The organism is Streptomyces sp. NBC_00878 (assembly GCF_026341515.1).
Classification (GTDB): domain Bacteria; phylum Actinomycetota; class Actinomycetes; order Streptomycetales; family Streptomycetaceae; genus Streptomyces.
In genome coordinates this window covers 49,917-67,297 of sequence record NZ_JAPEOK010000001.1, presented here as the reverse complement: position 1 = coordinate 67,297, position 17,381 = coordinate 49,917, and the positions used below count along the sequence as shown (strand labels likewise).

The 17,381-nt window shown below is 69.1% G+C and carries 12 protein-coding genes; 11 read left to right on the top strand and 1 reads right to left on the bottom strand.

All coding sequences use genetic code 11. The annotated features are described in order from the left end of the window. Nucleotides 1-2: 2 nt before the first annotated feature. The 10 genes from OHA11_RS00320 to mpaM all read left to right on the top strand — a co-directional run bounded on the left by OHA11_RS00320 (nucleotide 3) and on the right by mpaM (nucleotide 15,004). A complete protein-coding gene (locus tag OHA11_RS00320; RefSeq protein WP_266490776.1) occupies nucleotides 3-5,594 on the top strand; it encodes a non-ribosomal peptide synthetase in 5,592 nt (1,863 codons plus the stop codon). After that, nucleotides 5,591-5,800 carry an MbtH family protein gene (locus OHA11_RS00315; protein WP_266490775.1) on the top strand — a complete coding sequence of 70 codons (210 nt, stop codon included), beginning with the start codon at nucleotides 5,591-5,593 and terminating at the stop codon, nucleotides 5,798-5,800. The genes OHA11_RS00320 and OHA11_RS00315 overlap by 4 nt, the downstream gene beginning before the upstream one ends. Before the next feature lie 123 nt (nucleotides 5,801-5,923). Next, nucleotides 5,924-7,129 (top strand): cytochrome P450, encoded by a 1,206-nt coding sequence (locus tag OHA11_RS00310; RefSeq protein WP_266490774.1) that lies wholly within the window; start codon nucleotides 5,924-5,926, stop codon nucleotides 7,127-7,129. A 23-nt stretch (nucleotides 7,130-7,152) separates the two neighbouring features. Continuing rightward, entirely contained in the window at nucleotides 7,153-8,379 is a 1,227-nt protein-coding gene (locus OHA11_RS00305; protein ID WP_266490770.1) for a cytochrome P450, read from the top strand. A gap of 54 nt (nucleotides 8,380-8,433) precedes the next feature. Then, a complete protein-coding gene (locus OHA11_RS00300; protein ID WP_266490768.1) occupies nucleotides 8,434-9,267 on the top strand; it encodes a sulfotransferase domain-containing protein in 834 nt (277 codons plus the stop codon). Between the two features lie 27 nt (nucleotides 9,268-9,294). After that, nucleotides 9,295-10,515 carry a cytochrome P450 gene (locus OHA11_RS00295; protein ID WP_266490765.1) on the top strand — a complete coding sequence of 407 codons (1,221 nt, stop codon included), beginning with the start codon at nucleotides 9,295-9,297 and terminating at the stop codon, nucleotides 10,513-10,515. A gap of 70 nt (nucleotides 10,516-10,585) precedes the next feature. After that, nucleotides 10,586-12,064 (top strand): tryptophan 7-halogenase, encoded by a 1,479-nt coding sequence (locus tag OHA11_RS00290; RefSeq protein WP_266490762.1) that lies wholly within the window; start codon nucleotides 10,586-10,588, stop codon nucleotides 12,062-12,064. Between the two features lie 15 nt (nucleotides 12,065-12,079). Next, the gene (locus tag OHA11_RS00285) at nucleotides 12,080-13,339 is read left to right on the top strand and encodes a glycosyltransferase (protein WP_266490758.1); all 1,260 of its coding nucleotides are present in this window, start codon (nucleotides 12,080-12,082) and stop codon (nucleotides 13,337-13,339) included. A 10-nt stretch (nucleotides 13,340-13,349) separates the two neighbouring features. Then, complete coding sequence (locus tag OHA11_RS00280) at nucleotides 13,350-14,186, top strand: PIG-L deacetylase family protein (RefSeq protein WP_266490755.1); 837 nt, start codon at nucleotides 13,350-13,352, stop codon at nucleotides 14,184-14,186. Next, nucleotides 14,183-15,004: a daptide-type RiPP biosynthesis methyltransferase gene (gene mpaM, locus OHA11_RS00275; RefSeq protein WP_266490753.1), complete on the top strand. Its 822-nt coding sequence runs from the start codon at nucleotides 14,183-14,185 to the stop codon at nucleotides 15,002-15,004. The genes OHA11_RS00280 and mpaM overlap by 4 nt, the downstream gene beginning before the upstream one ends. A 15-nt stretch (nucleotides 15,005-15,019) precedes the next feature. Here mpaM and OHA11_RS00270 read toward each other — a convergent pair whose 3' ends face one another. Then, nucleotides 15,020-16,273, bottom strand: coding sequence for a PLP-dependent aminotransferase family protein (locus OHA11_RS00270; RefSeq protein ID WP_266490749.1), 1,254 nt, complete (start codon nucleotides 16,271-16,273; stop codon nucleotides 15,020-15,022). Nucleotides 16,274-16,472: 199 nt separating this feature from the next. Here OHA11_RS00270 and OHA11_RS00265 point away from each other — a divergent pair, with 199 nt between their 5' ends. Beyond that, complete coding sequence (locus OHA11_RS00265; protein WP_266490747.1) at nucleotides 16,473-17,300, top strand: alpha/beta fold hydrolase; 828 nt, start codon at nucleotides 16,473-16,475, stop codon at nucleotides 17,298-17,300. Nucleotides 17,301-17,381: the final 81 nt, after the last annotated feature.

The window sequence follows — 17,381 nt, the reverse complement described above, 5'->3', positions numbered from 1 at the left end:
CCGTGACAGTTGACGGCACCCGCCCGAAGCCCCGCTCCAGCGTGGAGGACGTCTGGCCCCTTTCGCCGTTGCAGGAAGGGATGCTGTATCACACCGCACTCGACCACGACGGTCCCGACACCTACACCGTGCAGACCGTCTACGGCATCGACGGCCCGCTGGACGCTGCCCGGTTGAGGGCGTCATGGCAGGCCGTCGTGGACCGGCATGCCGCGCTGCGGGCGTGTTTCCGCTACGTCAGCGGCGCGCAGATGGTGCAGGTCATCGCGCGGGACGCCGAGATCCCCTGGCGCGAGACGGATCTGTCGGGGCTGCCGGAAGACGTCGCCGACAGCGAGGTGGACCGGCTGGCCGCGGACGAGGTGGCCGAGCGGCTGCACATCGAGACGGCACCGCTGATGAAACTGCACCTGATCCGGCTCGGCCCGCAGCGCCACCGGCTTGTGCACACCCTTCACCACGTGCTGGTGGACGGCTGGTCGATGCCGGTCATCCACCGCGAACTGGCAGCCGTCTACGCGGCGGACGGGGACGCGTCCGGGCTCCCGCCCACCGGGTCCTACCGGGACTATCTCGCGTGGCTGGGCCGGCAGGACAAGGAGGCGGCCAGGGCAGCCTGGCGAGCGGAGTTCGCGGGGCTGGACACGCCCACCACGGTCGCCCCGGCCGATCCGACCCGCGTGCCGGACATCGACACGGTGCTGCTCGAGCTGTCCACGCGACTGACGGCAGACCTGGCCGCACTGGCGCGCCGTCACGACCTCACCCTGAACAGCGTCGTGCAGGGCGCGTGGGCCGTCGTGCTCTCGCAACTGGCCGGCCGTACCGACGTGGTGTTCGGCGCGACCGCTTCGGGACGGCCCGGCGACCTCGCCGGAGTGGAGTCGATGGTCGGCCAGCTGCTCAACACCCTGCCGGTGCGGGTCCGGCTCGACGGCGGGCGGCGGGCCGTCGAGCTCTTCGCCGAGCTGCAGCGCGACCAGTCGGCTCTCATGGCCCACCACCATCTCGGCCTGCAGGACGTGCAGGCCGTCGCCGGCCCCGGAGCGGTCTTCGACACACTCGTCATCTACGAGAACTTCCCTCGCAGGCGACCCGGCCGGGCGCAGGACGACGACGGCCTGGTCCTGCACCCGGTGAAGCGGGGGCGCAACTCCTCGCACTACCCGTTCACCCTGATCACCGGACCCGGCGAGCAGATGCCGCTCATCCTCGACTACGACCGGGGTCTGTTCGACCGCGCGATCGCCGAATCCGTCGTGGGCGCGCTGGCCCGCGTGCTGGAGCGGCTGGTCGCCGAGCCCGATGTGCTGGTCGGCCGCCTGACGCTGCTGAGCGAGACCGAGCGCGCCCTGGTGGTGGACGAATGGAACGCGACCACGGGCCCCGTGCCCGGCACATCCGTGGTCGCGATGTTCGCGCGGCGGGTGGCCGAGGCGCCGGACGCGGTGGCGATCACCGACGCCGACGGCGCGGATCAGACCTACGCCGAGGTCGACCGGGCCTCGAACCGGCTGGCCGGCTACCTCGCCGGTCGTGGCACAGGCCGCGGCGACCGGGTCGGTGTGGCCATGGACAGGTCGCCGGACCTGCTGATCGCGTTCCTGGCGATCTGGAAGACAGGTGCGGCGTACGTCCCGGTGGACATCGAGTACCCGGCCGAGCGGATCGCGTTCATTCTCGAAGACTCCGCGGTCTCCACCGTCCTGTGCACCGAGGCCACCAGCGCCGTCGCGCCGCAGGACGCGATCGTCCTCGACGCCCCCAGTACGCGGGCGGCCGTCGACGGCTGTGCCGCCACGGCGCCGGAGAGCCTGCCGAGCGCCGACGACCTGGCGTACGTGATGTACACCTCCGGATCCACCGGCCTCCCGAAGGGCGTGGGCATCCCCCACGGAGGCGTGGCCGGCCTGGCCGGTGACGAGGGCTGGCAGATCGGTCCGGGCGACGGCGTGCTGATGCACGCGACACACGTCTTCGACCCCTCGCTCTACGCGATGTGGGTGCCGCTCGCCATGGGCGGCCGCGTCCTGCTCACCGAGCCGGGTGTGCTGGACGCGGCCGGGGTACGCCGGGCCGTCGAACGCGGCGCGACCGCCGTCCACCTCACCGCCGGTACCTTCCGCGCCCTGGCGGAGACGTCCCCGGAGTGTTTCGCGGGTCTGGTCGAGATCGGGACCGGCGGCGACGTGGTCCCCGCACAGTCGGTGCAGAACCTGCGACGGGCCCAGCCCGGCCTGCGGGTGCGCAACACCTACGGACCGACCGAGACCACCCTGTGCGCGACGTGGAAGCCGATCGAGCCAGGGGAGGAGCTCGGGCGGGAGCTGCCGATCGGCCGCCCCATGACCAACCGCAAGGTCTACATCCTCGATGCCTTCCTGCGCCCGGTCGCGCCGGGAGTCGCCGGCGAGTTGTACATCGCCGGTACGGGGCTGGCCCGCGGGTACCTCACCAGCCCCGGCCTGACTGCCGAGCGGTTCGTGGCGTGCCCGTTCCTCGCCGGGGAACCGATGTACCGCACCGGCGACCTGGCGCGCTGGAACCAGCACGGCGAGGTCGTCTTCCTCGGCCGCGCCGACGACCAGGTGAAGATCCGCGGCTACCGGGTGGAGCTGGGCGAGGTGGAGGCCGTGCTGGCGGCCCAGCCCGGGGTGGTCGAGGCAGTCGTCGTGGCGCGGGAGGACCAGCCGGGCGAGAAGCGCCTGGTGGGCTACTTCGTCTCCGACGGCAGCGATGCGGGGGCAGCACAGATCCGGCGGAACATGGCCCTGGTCCTGCCCGCGTACATGGTTCCGACGGCGATTGTCGCCCTGCCCGGCCTGCCGGTCACCGCCCACGGCAAGGTGGACCGCCGGGCCCTGCCCGCCCCGGATCTCGCCGGACACGCGTCGGAGAAGGCGCCGGAGAGCGAGACCGAGAAAATGCTGTGCGCGCTGTTCTCCGAGATCCTCGGCGTCGACCACGTGGGTGGCGACGACACCTTCCACGACCTCGGCGGGAGTTCGGCGCTGGCCATGCGGCTCATCGCGCGGATCCGTGAGGAACTCGGCGCGGACCTGCCCATCCGGCAGCTGTTCTCCTCGCCGACCCCCGCGGGTCTGGCGAGGGTGCTTGCCGCGAAGTCACGCCCCGCACTGGAAGCCGCCCAGCGGCCGGACCGGGTGCCGGTCACCACCCGGCAGCTGCGCGCCCGGCTGCTGGCCGACCCCGGCAAGGACACGGCCGGCCTGCACGCGTCCGTCGCACTGCGCCTGCGCGGCCGGCTGGACGTGCCCGCGCTGGCGGCGGCGGTCGGCGACGTCGCAGCCCGGCACGACATTCTGCGCACGACCTTCCCCGGCGACGCACACAGCGTCCACCAGCACATCCAAGACGCCCTCGCGGTCGAGCTGACCCCCGTCCCGGCCACCGAGGAGGACCTGCCCGGGCTGCTCGCCGAGCGGCGCGAGTCGGTGTTCGATCTCACCAAGGACGTGCCGTGGCGATGTGAGCTCTTCGGACTCGCGGAGAAGGAGCACGTACTGCTCCTGCAGGTGCACCGGATCCTCGCCGACGACGACTCGCTGGACGTGTTCTTCCGCGACCTGGCGGCCGCGTACGGCGCGCGGCGCGAGGGCCGAGTCCCGGAGCGCGCGCCCCTGGCTGTGCAGTTCGCCGACTACGCGATCTGGGAGCAGCGGCTGCTCGCGGACGAGAACGAGCCGGGCAGCCTGCCCCACGAGCAGATCGCCTTCTGGCGGGACAACCTGGCCGGCATCGACGGGGAGACGGTGCTGCCGTTCGACCGCCTGCGGCCGGCCGTCCCTTCGCGTCGGGCAGGCACGGTCGAGCTGCGGCTGGACGCGGGCCCGTACGCCCGGTTGATGGAGGCGGCGGAGCCGGCCGGCGCGGACGCGTTCCAGGTGGTGCACGCCGCGCTCGCCATGCTGCTGACGAAACTGGGGGCGGGCCACGACCTGGTGATCGGCACGGCGCTGCCCCGGGACGAGGACCTCATCGACCTCGAGCCGATGATCGGACCGTTCGCCCGGCCGGTCGCCCTGCGCACGGAAGTCTCGGGCGACCCGGACTTCCTGGACGTGGTCACCCGCGTGCAGGAAGCGGTCCAGGTCGCGCAGGAGCACATGGACGTACCTTTCGAGCGGCTCGCCGAGCTGCTCGACCTGCCCGCCTCCCTCTCCCGCCACCCCGTGTTCCAGGTCGGACTCGAGGTGCTGGAGGAGGGGCTCGGCACCTGGGACGCGAGGGAACTGCCGGGCCTGCGCACCGAAGTCGAACCCGGCGGGGCCGAAGCCATGGAGCTGGACCTCGCGTTCAGGCTCACCGACAACCTCGACGACGAGGACGGCCTCGAAGGCACCCTCCGCTACGCCACCGACCTGTTCGACCAGGACACGGCCGAGTCGGTGGCCCGGCGGCTGGTCCGCGTCCTGGAACAGGTGGCGGAGGATCCGCGGCGGCGGATCAGCGACCTGGACATCTTCCTGGACGACGTCGAACGCAGCCGTCCGGTCATCGCACCGGCGCGGTGGCACGGGGCGGTGCCCCCGGCGCTCGCCGGCCTGGCCGAGGACGGTCCGCTCGGCGCACTCCTCCTCGACGACCGGCTGCGCCCGGTCACACCGGGGGCCGTGGGCGATCTCTACGTCACCGGGGCGGCAGTGGACGAGGGCAAGGCCGGTCGGCCGACCGTGCGCTGCCCGTTCGGAACTCCGGGACATCAGATGCTGCGCACGGGCCTGCTCGCCCGGAAGACCTCCGCCAAAACCCTGGTCGTCGTGGGCGAGCGGCGGCGCTCGGCCCCGTCGTTGAAGACGGGCGACTACGAGATCCTGCTGCCGCTGCGAGCCGGCGGTGATCGCCCGCCACTGTTCTGCTTCCACGCGAGCGGCGGCCTGAGCTGGAACTACCAGCCGCTGCTGCGGCATCTTCCGGCGAACCAGCCGGTCTACGGAGTGCAGGCGCGCGGCTTGGCCCGCACCGAACCCTTGCCGGGCAGCGTCGAGGAGATGGCGGCCGATTACCTCGCGCACATCCGGGCCGTGCAGCCGACAGGGCCGTACCACCTTCTCGGCTGGTCCCTCGGCGGGCGGATCGCGCAGGCGATTGCCGCGTCGCTCGAGGCGGAAGGGGAGGAGGTCGGCCTGCTCGCCCTGCTCGACGCCTATCCCGTCTACATGGGACGGAACGCCACCGGCACGGTGAGTGAAGAAGCCGTGCGCGACGAGGAGGCCGTGCAAAAGCGCAAGCAGCAGGACTTGGAGCTCGCCGGTGGACTGGTGCAGGGGCCCGGCACCAGGAAGCGCATCCAGGCGGTGATGCGCAACCTCTGGGAGGTCGGGCCGCGGCACACCGCCTCGCCCTTCGCCGGCGACATCCTGCTCTTCATCGCCTCGCTGGACCGGCCGGCACATCTGCCCGTGCCGGAGGCGATAGCCAGCTGGAAGGACTTCACCAGCGGAACCGTCGAGCCCCACGAAATCCCGTCCAACCACTACGACTTGGTGCAACCCGCGGCGCTGGCCCAGATTGGAGCCATCGTCGCCGAGAAGCTCCATTCCCGGCCGAAGAGCGAAAGGACGCAACTATGACCAACCCGTTCGACGACGACAACGGTTCCTTTTTCGTGCTGGTCAACGATGAGGGCCAGCACTCCCTCTGGCCGACCTTCGCGGAAGTGCCTGCCGGATGGTCCCGTGTGCACGGTGAGGCCACCCGTCAGGAGTGCCTCGACTACGTCGAGGAGAACTGGCAGGACCTCCGGCCGAAGAGCCTCATCCAGGAAGCCGGCGCCTGAGACCAAGGTGTCCAGCCGCTCAATGCGGACGGTTGGACGGGCCCGACGCCCGTCCGGCCGGCTCGCGACAACCATTCGGTCATTCGGTATCCGAGGGCTGGACGTGGCGAAAGGACCTGCGCAGTGCTCGAGGAGAACAACGTTGTCCGGGGCTCGTTCGAGGAGATCAACGTTGACCTGGGCTTGGACATACACCGACGGGACCGGTTCGATCCGGTGCCGGAGCTACGTGCCCTGATGGCCGAGGGCCCCATGACCGTGCTGGGCGTCGAGGACGCCCCCGAAGGGCGGACCGCGTGGCTCGCCGCCGGGTACGACGAGATCCGGCACGTTCTCGGCTCGGACAAATTCAGCTCCAAGCTGCTCTACCGTGGCACCGCGGCCGGTTTCATATTCCCCGGCTTCCTCACTCAGTACGATCCACCGGAGCACACGCGTCTGCGCCGGATGGTGACGGGCCCGTTCGCCATCCGGCGGATACAGGGATTCCGGCCGCAGGTGGAGAAGACCGTCGAGGCCACCCTTGACGACATCGAGTCCACCGGTGGCCCGGTGGACTTCGTCCCGCATTTCGCCTGGCCCATCGCGACGACGGTGACCTGTGACTTCGTCGGCATCCCACGCGATGATCAGGCCGAGCTGTCCCGTGCCCTGCACGCCAGCCGGGCCGAACGGTCGGGCAAGCGGCGCCTGGCGGCGGGAAACAAGTTCTGGGCGTACATGAACCAGGTCGTGACGCGTACCCGCCGCGATCCCGGTGACGACCTGTTCGGCGTCGTGGTGCGCGAGCACGGCGACGAGATCACCGACGCGGAGCTGATCGGAGTGGCCGCGTTCGTCATGGGTGCGGGCGGGGACCAGGTGGCCCGCTTCCTCGCGGCGGCGGCATGGCTGATGGTCGAGGAGCCCGAGCAGTTCGCCGTTCTGCGGGACAGGCCGGACACCGCGCCGGATTGGCTGGACGAGGTGGTCCGGTACATCACCAGCGACGAGAAGACCACTCCGCGCGTCGCGCTGGAGGACGTGCACATCAGTGGGTGCCCCATCAAGGCGGGCGACACCGTCACCCCCTCGTTCCTGGCCGCGAACCGCTGGAACTTCCCCGGCCCGGACGACCGGTTCGACATCACCAGGGAAAAGCCCGCGCACGTCGCGTTCGGGCACGGCATCCACCACTGCCTCGGCCGGTCGCTGGCCGAGATGGTGTTCCGGGTGGCGATTCCGGCTCTGGCCCACCGCTTTCCGACCCTGCGGCTGGCCGAACCGGATCGCGAGATCAAGTTGGGGCGGCCGCCGCTCAACGTGGAAGCCCTGCGGCTCAACTGGTAGCGCCGAGGCTAGGAGGAGAACCGATGGCAGGGGAGGAGCTTCCCGCTGATGCGTCGAGTGGTCACGACCCGCGCCCCCTCCACGTGCGCAGGCAGGGCCTCGATCCGGCGGACGAACTGCTCGCGGCGGGACCGCTGACGAGAGTCACCGTCGGATCCGGAGCGGACGCCGAGACCCGCTGGATGGCGACCACGCACGCCGTCGTCCGGCAGGTGATGGGCGATCACAAGAAGTTCAGCACACGGCGGCGCTGGGACCGGCGGGACGAGATCGGCGGGGAGGGCATCTTCCGGCCGCGTGAGCTGGTGGGCAACCTGATGGACTACGACCCGCCGGAGCACACCCGGATGCGGCAGAAGCTGACTCCGGGCTTCACGCTGCGCAAGATGCGGCGTCTGCAGCCCTCCATCGAACAGATCGTGACCGAGCGTCTCGACGCCATGGAGCAGGCGGGATCCCCCGCGGATCTGATCGGGTTCGTCGCCGACGAGGTGCCCGGGGCCGTGCTGTGCGAGTTGATCGGCGTGCCCCGGGACGACCGGGTCATGTTCATGCAGCTGTGTCACGGGCATCTTGACGCCTCACGGAGCCGGAAGAGGCGGGCGGCGGCCGGCGAGGCGTTCTCCCGCTACCTGTTGGCGATGATCGCCAGGGAACGGAAGGATCCGGGCGAGGGGCTGATCGGAGCCGTCGTCGCCGAACACGGCGACGCGGCGACGGACGAGGAACTGAGGGGCTTCTGCGTCCAGGTGATGCTGGCCGGCGACGACAACATCTCCGGAATGATCGGGCTGGGTGTGCTGGCGCTGCTGCGGCACCCCGAGCAGATCGCCGCGTTCCGGGGCGACGAGCGGTCGGCGCAACGGGCGGTCGACGAGCTGATCCGCTACCTGACGGTCACCTATTCCCCGACACCCCGCATCGCCATGGAGGACGTCACCATCGGGGACCAGGTGGTCAAGAGGGGGGAGAGCGTCATCTGCGCGCTTCCGGCGGCCAACCGTGACCCCGCCCTGACGCCGGATCCGGAACGTCTTGACGTCATGCGTGAGCCCGTCCCGCATGTCGCGTTCGGGCACGGCGTCCATCACTGCCTGGGAGCCGCTCTGGCCCGCCTCGAACTGCGGACGGTCTACACCGCCCTGTGGCGGCGCTTTCCCGGGCTGAGGCTCGCGGACCCCGCCCATGAGGACATGTTCCGCCTGACCACCCCCGCGTACGGACTGACGGAGCTGATGGTCGCTTGGTGATCGTCTGGGATGACTGCTGTGACCGGTGACGCAAACGACCACAGAGGAGTAGGTATGAACGGAATCCGATGGATCGCGTCGTATCCCAAGGCCGGAAACACCTGGCTCAGGTGCATGCTGGCCGCCTACATCACGGGAGAGGCACCGAAGGTCTGGAACGACGTGTACGCCACGACCCCCGTGCTGGAGGGAATGCTGCGTTACGGCGATCTGCCGCCGATGGAGCCGACGGAACCGGTGCTGCTGAAGACGCACCTCAGGGCCGATGTACCGGTGCTGGACGTGCTGCGGAGGTCGACCGGCAAGGTTCTCTATCTCGTGCGCAACCCGAGGGACATCCTGCTCAGCTCGCTGCGCATGGCCGCGATACCGCACGACGAGCTGGAGAGAAGCCGCGCCTTCGTCCGCGAGTTCATCGCCACGGAAGGCCATCAGATGGCGGCACTCTCGCCGGGGGTCGGTATCGGGTCGTGGCCGGAGAACGTGCGGAGCTGGACCGAGTCGTCGAGTGACCGCTTCCCCGACGCGGATCTGCTGACGGTGCGTTACGAGGATCTGCGGGCCGATCCGGTGGCACGGTTCGCCGAGATCATGGAATTCCTCGCCCTCGGGGAGCCCGTCGAGATCGACAACATTCTCCGCGCGGTGGAGGCCAGCACTCTGGAACGGATGCGTGAACTGGAGCAGGAGAGCGCGCGGGTGGGGGGCGGGACGTCACCCACCGGCCAAGAGGCCGGCGGTGACGGGCCGAAATTCGTGGGCGAGGGCCGGTACGGCGACCGTTCACTGTCCTTCTTGGGCGAGGAGATCGAGTCCGCCTATCAGGATCTGCTGCATGGCGACTCTGCATACGCCCATTACGCCAAGCAGTACGGGTACGCCGACTAGTCGGCCAGCGAAGGAGATACCACTCGTATGGGACAGGGTACGGATCAGGTCGCGCCACTCCTGAGCGAGCCGCCGAACTTCAAGATGAGAACGAACTGCGATCCGCATACGGACAACTTCGATCTCAGAGCGCATGGCCCGCTGTTCCGGATTGCCGGGGAGGCGTCCGAGCAGCTGGGCAGGGACTATGTGTGGCAGGCCTTCGGGTACGACGTCGTGCGCCGGATACTGGGCGACCACGAGAATTTCACGACCCGGCCCCGGTTCACCCAGGGGAATTCAGCGGAACGCATTGAGCCCCAGTTCGTCGGGCAGATATCGACGTACGACCCGCCCGAGCACACACGCCTGCGGAAGATGCTGACACCGGAGTTCACGGTCCGGCGTATACGCAAGATGGAGCCCAACATCCAAGGCCTCATCGACGACCGGCTCGAGATGATGGAGGCCGCGGGACCACCCGCGGACGTCCAGCGGGATTTCGCCGATCCGATCGGCGCGGGTGTCCTGTGTGAGCTGCTCGGCATCCCCCGGGACGACCGACGCGAGTTCGTCCGGCGGCTCCGGCGGAACGTCGATCTGAGCCGCGGGCTCAAGGCGAGGGCCGCCGACAGCGCTGCGTTCAACCGGTACCTGGACAACCTGATCACCCGGCAGCGCAAGGACCCCGGCGAGGGGCTCCTCGGCATGGTCGTGCAAGGGCACGGGGACAACATCACGGACGAGGAGTTGAAGGGCCTGTGCATGGCGCTGATCCTCGGTGGTGTCGAGACCGTCGCGGGGATGATCGGCTTCGGGGTTGTCGCGCTGCTGGACAATCCCGACCAGATACCGTTGCTTTTCGCGGGCCGCGAGAAGGCCGACCGCGTAGTCGCCGAACTGGTGCGTTATCTGTCGCCCGTGCAGGGGCCGAATCCCCGTCTGGCCATCAAGGACGTGGTCATCGACGGACAGTTGATCAAGGCGGGGGATTATGTGCTGTGCTCGGTTCTCATGGCCAACCGGGACGATGCGCTGACGCCGAATCCCCACATCCTCGACGCGAACCGCGAACCGGTCTCGGACGTCGGATTCGGGCACGGCATCCACTACTGCCTGGGCGCGGCGCTGGCCAGGGCGATACTGCGCATTTCCTATCAGGCCCTCTGGCGCCGGTTCCCCGGGCTGCGGCTGGCAGTGCCCATCGGCGAAGTGAAGTACCGGAACGCGTTCGTCGACTGTCCGGACCAGGTGCCAGTCACTTGGTAGCGATCGAGCGGCGCACGCTTTGAGAATCAGTCGCAACAAATTGACCCGCAACAGAGGAAACGGTGGCGAGATGTCGGTCGAAGAATTCGATGTAGTGGTGGCCGGCGGCGGGCCGGGTGGTTCGACCGTGGCCACATTTGTGGCCATGCAGGGCCATCGGGTGCTGCTGCTGGAGAAGGAGAACTTCCCCCGGTACCAGATCGGTGAGTCGTTGCTGCCCGCCACGGTGCACGGCGTGTGCCGGATGCTCGGCGTCGCGGACGAACTGGCCGGTGCCGGGTTCCCGGTGAAGCGGGGCGGCACGTTCCGCTGGGGCGCTCGCCCAGAGCCGTGGACGTTCCACTTCGGCCTCTCCGCCCGGATGGCCGGCTCGACGTCGTACGCCTATCAGGTCGAGCGGGCGCGATTCGACGAGATTCTGCTGAACAACGCCAGACGCAAGGGCGTGGTCGTGCGGGAGGGGTGCGCGGTCACCGACGTCATGGAAGACGGCGATCGTGTCACCGGTCTGCGTTACACCGATCCCGACGGCAGTGAGCGTGCGGTGTCGGCGCGCTTCGTGGTAGACGCGTCGGGCAACAAGAGCCGGCTGTACGGGAACGTCGGCGGCGCGCGGAACTATTCGGAGTTCTTCCGCAGCCTGGCGCTGTTCGGCTACTTCGAAGGCGGTAAGCGGCTGCCCGAGCCGGTCTCGGGCAACATCCTGAGCGTGGCCTTCGAAAGCGGCTGGTTCTGGTACATCCCGCTGAGCGACACGCTGACCAGCGTCGGCGCGGTCGTGCGCAGGGAGGACGCCGAGAAGGTCCAGGGAGACCGGGAGAAGGCGCTCAACTCCTTGATCGCCGAGTGCCCGATGATCTCGGAATACCTGTCGGACGCGACCCGGGTGACGACCGGCACGTACGGGGAACTGCGGATCCGCAAGGACTACTCGTACCAGCAGACGCACTTCTGGCGGCCGGGGATGGTCCTGGTCGGCGACGCCGCGTGCTTCGTGGACCCGGTGTTCTCCTCCGGGGTGCATCTGGCGACCTACAGCGGGCTGCTCGCGGCCCGGTCGATCAACAGCGTCCTCGCGGGCGAGCTGGATGAGAAGACGGTACTGACCGAGTTCGAGGCCCGGTACCGCCGCGAGTACCAGGTGTTCTACGAGTTCCTCATGTCGTTCTACCAAATGAACGTGAACGAGGACTCGTACTTCTGGCAGGCCAAGAAGGTCACGAACAGTCAGAACAACACCGACATCGAGTCGTTCGTGGAACTGATCGGTGGGGTGTCGTCCGGTGAGACGGCGCTCACGACGGCGGACAGGATAGTCGAGCGCAGCGCCGAGTTCGCCGCGGCCGTGGACCAGATGGCAGGCGGCGACCAGGAAAACATGGTGCCGATGTTCAAGTCACAGGTGGTCAGGCAGGCGATGCAGGAGGCAGGCCAGGTCCAGATGAAGGCGCTGCTCGGCGAGGACGCCGAGCCCGAGCTGCCGCTGTTCCCCGGCGGCCTCGTGACCTCGCCCGACGGGATGAAATGGCTGCCTCATCAGCCGGCCTGAAACAGGGGGTGCGACATGCGCGTATTGCTGACGACGTATGGCAGCCGCGGAGATGTCGAACCGCTGGCGGCACTGGCGGCGGGGTTGCGGGAGCTCGGCGCGCAGGCGCGGGTGTGCGCACCGCCGGACTGCGCGGAGCGGCTGGCCGAGGTCGGTGTGGAGCATGTGCCGGTCGGCCCGTCGGCGCGCGCGCCGAGACACGGAACCGCGCCGCCGACGCCCGAGGACATGCGCAGGTTCTCGGCCGAGGCGATCGCCACGCAGTTCGACCAACTCCCGGCAGCCGCCGAGGGGTGTGACGCGGTGGTGACGACCGGTTTGCTGCCCGTCGCGATCGGGGTGCGGTCGGTGGCCGAGCAACTGGGCATCCCCTACAGCTACACCTTCCACTGCCCGGTCTACGTGCCGTCGCCGTACTACCCGCCGCCGCCGCCCCTCGGCGAGCCGCCCGCACGGGACGTGACCGACATCGGGGCGCTGTGGGACCGGAACAACCAAAGCGCCTATCAGCGGTACGGCGGCCCGCTCAACGACAGGCGGGGCGCGCTCGGCCTGCCACCCGTCAAGGACATCTTCAGGTTCGGCTACACCGATCATCCCTGGCTGGCGGCGGACGCGGTCCTGGCCCCGCTGCAGCCGACGGACCTCGACGCCGTGCAGACCGGCGCGTGGATCCTGCCGGACAAACGGCCCCTTTCGACAGAGCTGGAGGCGTTCTTGGCTGCCGGGTCACCGCCGGTGTACGTGGGCTTCGGCAGCCTGCGCGCGCCGGCGGACGCCGTCCGGGTGGCCGTGGAAGCGGTCCGTGCCCATGGCCGCCGGGTGATCCTCTCCCGCGGCTGGGCCGATCTGATCCCGCCCGACGACCGGGCGGACTGCTGCACCGTCGGGGAGGTGAACCAGCAGGTGCTGTTCGGCCGGGTGGCCGCCGTCATCCACCACGGCGGCGCGGGCACGACGCACGTGGCCGCGCGGGCAGGCGCCCCCCAAGTCGTGGTCCCCCAGATCGCGGACCAGCCGTACTACGCCGGCCGGGTGGCCGAGCTGGGCATCGGGGTGGCACATGACGGTCCGGCCCCGACATTCGACTCCCTGTCGGCCGCGCTCGGCACAGCCCTTGCCCCAGGAACCCGCGCGCGAGCGACGGCCGCGGCGGGCACGATCCGCGGCGACGGGACACGGGTGGCCGCGGAGCTGCTGCTCGATGCGGCCGGCCGGGAACCACACCGGCCCGTCCAGTCCTCACTCGTTGCGACGCGGCAACGCCGTCCATAGATTGACTGCCATGTTTCGCGGCTCCGACCGGACCCGACTACTGGTGATATCCCCTCATCTGGACGATGCGGTCCTGTCCTTCGGGGCCGGCCTCGCCCAAGCGGTGCAGGACAGTGCACAGGTGACCGTCTTCACGGTATTCGCCGGCACCCCCTCACCTCCCTACTCCCCGGCGGCGCAGCGATTGCACGGAATCTGGGGCATCTCGCCGGATCACGACGCATCGCTGCACCGCCGGAAAGAAGACATCGCCGCGCTCGACCACCTGGGGGTCGGCCACCGGCACGGCCGGTTCCTTGATGCCATTTATCGCAAGTCGCCCGATGGCCAATGGCTGGCCGACAACGTGCCGGGCCGGCAGAAGGTGGCCATCAGCAGGCGACCGTCACAGGGTGATGCGGCTCTGTTCTCCGCGGTGAAGGCCGACATCGAGTCGGCTGTCGACGCGTGTGCTCCGAGGCTGATCGTCACCTGCGCGGCCGCCAACGGTCATATCGACAGCGAGATCGCACGAGACGCCGCGCTGTTCACGGCGCACGAGCACGGCATTCCGGTGCGCCTGTGGGAAGACCTTCCGCACGCGATCTTCGGGCTGGACTCCGTCGAGCTGCCGAGGGGCTTTCGTCTCGGTCCTCCCGATTTCAGCTCCGTCGAGACGCAGGCGCGGACGCGGAAATTCGAGGCCCTGAGGCGCTACGCCTCTCAGATGTCGATGCTCAACGGGCCCGACAAGGACTTGTTCGCCCAGCTGGAGAAGCATGCGCGGGAGAGCTCGCCCCACGGCGGATACGGCGAAAAGACCTGGGCTGTCGTCCGACCAATGTCGACCAGGAGGTTGGCCTCATGAGTAATCAGCTGGAACATGGCCCGGTTCGGACGACTCGCGCGGACGCTTTGCTGGCCTCCGTAGGTGAGCGAGGTGTGCTGCGCAGCTTCTACGACGACGACACCGGGTCCGATCTGATGCAGGATGCGGACGGCGTCTCGGAGGCACAGGCGATGGGCGCCCGCATCCGCTCCGCGTCCGGACCGGTCCTCGAACTCGCTGCCGGAACGGGCCGACTGACCTTCCCCTTGCTGGCGCTCGGGTTCGAGGTGACCGCACTGGAGCTGTCGACCGCGATGGTCGCCGCCCTTCGGCGGCAGCTGGAGGACGAGCCGGCAGATCGTCGGGACCGGTGCACCGTGGTGCAAGGAGACATGAGCGCCTTCGTGCTGGGCCGGCGCTTCGGGGCCGTGGTCATCAGCTACGGCTCGATCAGCCTCCTGGAGGATGCCGACAGGCGTGGCTTGTACGCGTCGGTTCGTGAGCACCTCGAGCCCGGCGGGACATTCCTGATCAGCATGGCCGATACGGGCGGGTCGCAGTCGCTTGAGCGCGATCAGGAGCTGTCAGGTCGCAGCGGCCGACGGTACGTGTTGCACGTGCGGCGGTCGCCGGCGGAAGCGATCCAGGACATCACCGTCTACCCCGCCGATGATGCGTCGGACCCCTTCGTCGTCTGCACGAGTCGCCTGCGGCTCCTGGAGCCGGATCAGGTCGTACGGGAACTGGAACAGGCCGGATTCGACGTGAGGGAGCCGGCTTCGTTCAGGTCCGCCGGGGGCAGCGGCCGCCATGACGCCTTGTTGCTGCAGGCGTCCTTGCGGAGCGATCCCTCATGACTCTCCGGGCCCGGATCAGGGGAGGCGTGCGGTGATGAGTGCGGCGAGCCGGGAGACGGCCTCCTCGATGAGCTCCGGTGTGAGCAGGCTGATCGAGAGCCGGAGTTGATTGAACCCGTCCTTGCCGCCGTAGAAGTGGTGCATCGGTGTGAACAGGACGCCGTAGTCGCCGGCGGCGTGTTTCAGCAACGCGTCGTCGACGACGAAGGGCACGGTGACGGTGACGAAGAAACCGCCCTTCGGCGCGTTCCAGCCGACCCCGGGGCAGCCGCCGAGCCTGCGGGCGAGCTCGCCCAGCGTGTGCTGGAGGTTGCGTTGGTAGATGGCGATTTCCCTGGCGTTGGCCTTGACCAGACTGAAGTCGTTGAGCAGGAGCTTTCCGGCGATCACCGCTTGCGCGACGGGCGAGGTGTTCACCGTGAGCATGCCCTTGAGCTTCGAGAGCTGGTCGGCGAGCAGGCCGCCCCCGGCCACGTGCTGATCCGCCACGACGTAACCGACCCGGGCGCCGGGCATGCCGGTTTTGGCGAAGGAGCCGATGTGGACCACGGTCCCCGACCGGTCGAGCGCCTTCAGCGTAGGAAGGCGCTCGGACCCGAAGACCCCGTACGCGTTGTCCTCCAGCAGCAGGATGCCGCCCGCCTCGGCGACCTCCAGGAGCCGGTGGCGGGCGGGCACGTCCATGCTGGTGCCCGTCGGGTTGGCGAAGTCGGGCGTCACGTAGCAGGCCCGGACGCGCTTGCCCTGCTCGTTGGCGCGTTTCAGCTGGAGGGCGAGGTCCTCGGGGTCGATGCCGTTCTCGGTGGACCGAACAGGCCGGACCGGGGTGTCGGTCAGCAGTGCGGCTCCGGTCAGGCCAACGTAGGTGGGGGCGGGGGCGAGCAGCACGTCCCGCTCGTCCGCCCGCAGCGCGCGGAGAACCAGGAACATGGCCTCCTGCGCGCCCACGGTGACGACCACGGACTCGGGGTCGGCGTCGATGTTCTCGTCCACGGCGAGGTTGCGGGCGATGAGATCGGTGATGACGCCCTTCGTGGTGCCGTACTGGAAGAGCGTGCGGGTGACCTCCGCCTCGGTCAGCCTCCGATCGTTGTGGAGGTGGTCGCAGTAGGCGTCGATGTACTCGTGGATGAGACGGACGTCGAAGAACTCTTCGTACGGGCGACCCGCCGCCATGGAAATGGCCACGGGATATTCGCCGACCAGCTCGTTGAGCAGGTTCATCGACGAGATAGCCGGATCGGTGAGCGAGCCGTGCAGAGTTTCCATGCTCAAGCGCGTGGACAGACCGTATGAATTCATGAATGCCAGGGTTTTTCATAGGCGGTCGAGGTGTCAAGCCGACGGCCGTGGACGCATGTCTCCGGCGCGTCCGAAATTGTGGATGTCTATGGCCGCTCTTCCAGATGCTCGATATCCGAAGGTACGGTCACACATATGCCACAGTATCTGGTGGGGGAGGACCGGCATGTTAATGACAACGGAGAACGGAATTCGGTTGTCCTACCACGACCACGGAAATGCTTCGCCCGTCCTGTTGCTGACCGGCACCGGGGCGCCGAGTTCGGTGTGGGACCTGCACCAGGTGCCCGCGCTCCGCTCCGCCGGATTCCGGGTGATCACCATGGACAACCGCGGGATCCCGCCCAGCGACGACGGCGCGGACGGGTTCATCATCGACGACCTCGTCGCGGACGTGGCCGCCCTGATCGAGCACCTCGGAGTGGCGCCGTGCCGCGTGGTCGGCACCTCGATGGGCTCGTACATCGCGCAGGAGCTGGCACTTGCCCGCCCCGAACTGCTGGACTCGGCCGTGCTGATGGCGGCCTGCGGCAGGAGCAGTCTCGTCCAGCGGTTGCTGGCGGAGGCCGAGGCGGAGCTGATCGAACGCGGTACGGAGCTGCCGCGGAGGTACCTCGCCGCCGTCCGCGCCATGCACAATCTGGGGCCCGCGACGCTCACCGACGACGACCTCACCGCCGACTGGCTCGACCTGCTCGAGGCGTCAGGTACGGGGGGCCCGGGGATCCGGGCCCAACTGCTGCTGAGCGCGTTGCCCGACCGCATCCAGGCCTACCGCGCGATCAAGGTGCCCTGCCACGTCGTCTCGTTCGAGCACGACCTCGTGACGCCGCCGGCAGCCGGCCGGGAGCTGGCCGCCGCGATACCCGGCGCGACGCACCGCACGATCCCCGGGTGCGGGCACTTCGGCTACCTGGAGAACCCGGAAGCGGTGAATCGCGAGCTGATCCGGTTCCTGCGCGCCGAGCCCGCGCGATGGGAGGAGACCGCATGACACCCCTTGAGTCAGCCCGCGACAGTCAGCCGGGCCGTGCCGGACGCCCCGTCGACACGAGCGCCGATGCGCCCGGAGCCG

Excerpts from the sequence above, each read along its gene's own strand:
- OHA11_RS00315 (WP_266490775.1), top strand. The coding sequence starts at position 5,591 with ATGACCAACCCGTTCGACGACGACAACGGTTCCTTTTTCGTGCTGGTC.
- OHA11_RS00305 (WP_266490770.1), top strand. The coding sequence starts at position 7,153 with ATGGCAGGGGAGGAGCTTCCCGCTGATGCGTCGAGTGGTCACGACCCG.
- OHA11_RS00300 (WP_266490768.1), top strand. The coding sequence starts at position 8,434 with ATGAACGGAATCCGATGGATCGCGTCGTATCCCAAGGCCGGAAACACC.
- OHA11_RS00295 (WP_266490765.1), top strand. The coding sequence starts at position 9,295 with ATGGGACAGGGTACGGATCAGGTCGCGCCACTCCTGAGCGAGCCGCCG.
- OHA11_RS00290 (WP_266490762.1), top strand. The coding sequence starts at position 10,586 with ATGTCGGTCGAAGAATTCGATGTAGTGGTGGCCGGCGGCGGGCCGGGT.
- OHA11_RS00285 (WP_266490758.1), top strand. The coding sequence starts at position 12,080 with ATGCGCGTATTGCTGACGACGTATGGCAGCCGCGGAGATGTCGAACCG.
- OHA11_RS00280 (WP_266490755.1), top strand. The coding sequence starts at position 13,350 with ATGTTTCGCGGCTCCGACCGGACCCGACTACTGGTGATATCCCCTCAT.
- mpaM (WP_266490753.1), top strand. The coding sequence starts at position 14,183 with ATGAGTAATCAGCTGGAACATGGCCCGGTTCGGACGACTCGCGCGGAC.
- OHA11_RS00270 (WP_266490749.1), bottom strand. The coding sequence starts at position 16,273 with ATGGAAACTCTGCACGGCTCGCTCACCGATCCGGCTATCTCGTCGATG.
- OHA11_RS00265 (WP_266490747.1), top strand. The coding sequence starts at position 16,473 with ATGTTAATGACAACGGAGAACGGAATTCGGTTGTCCTACCACGACCAC.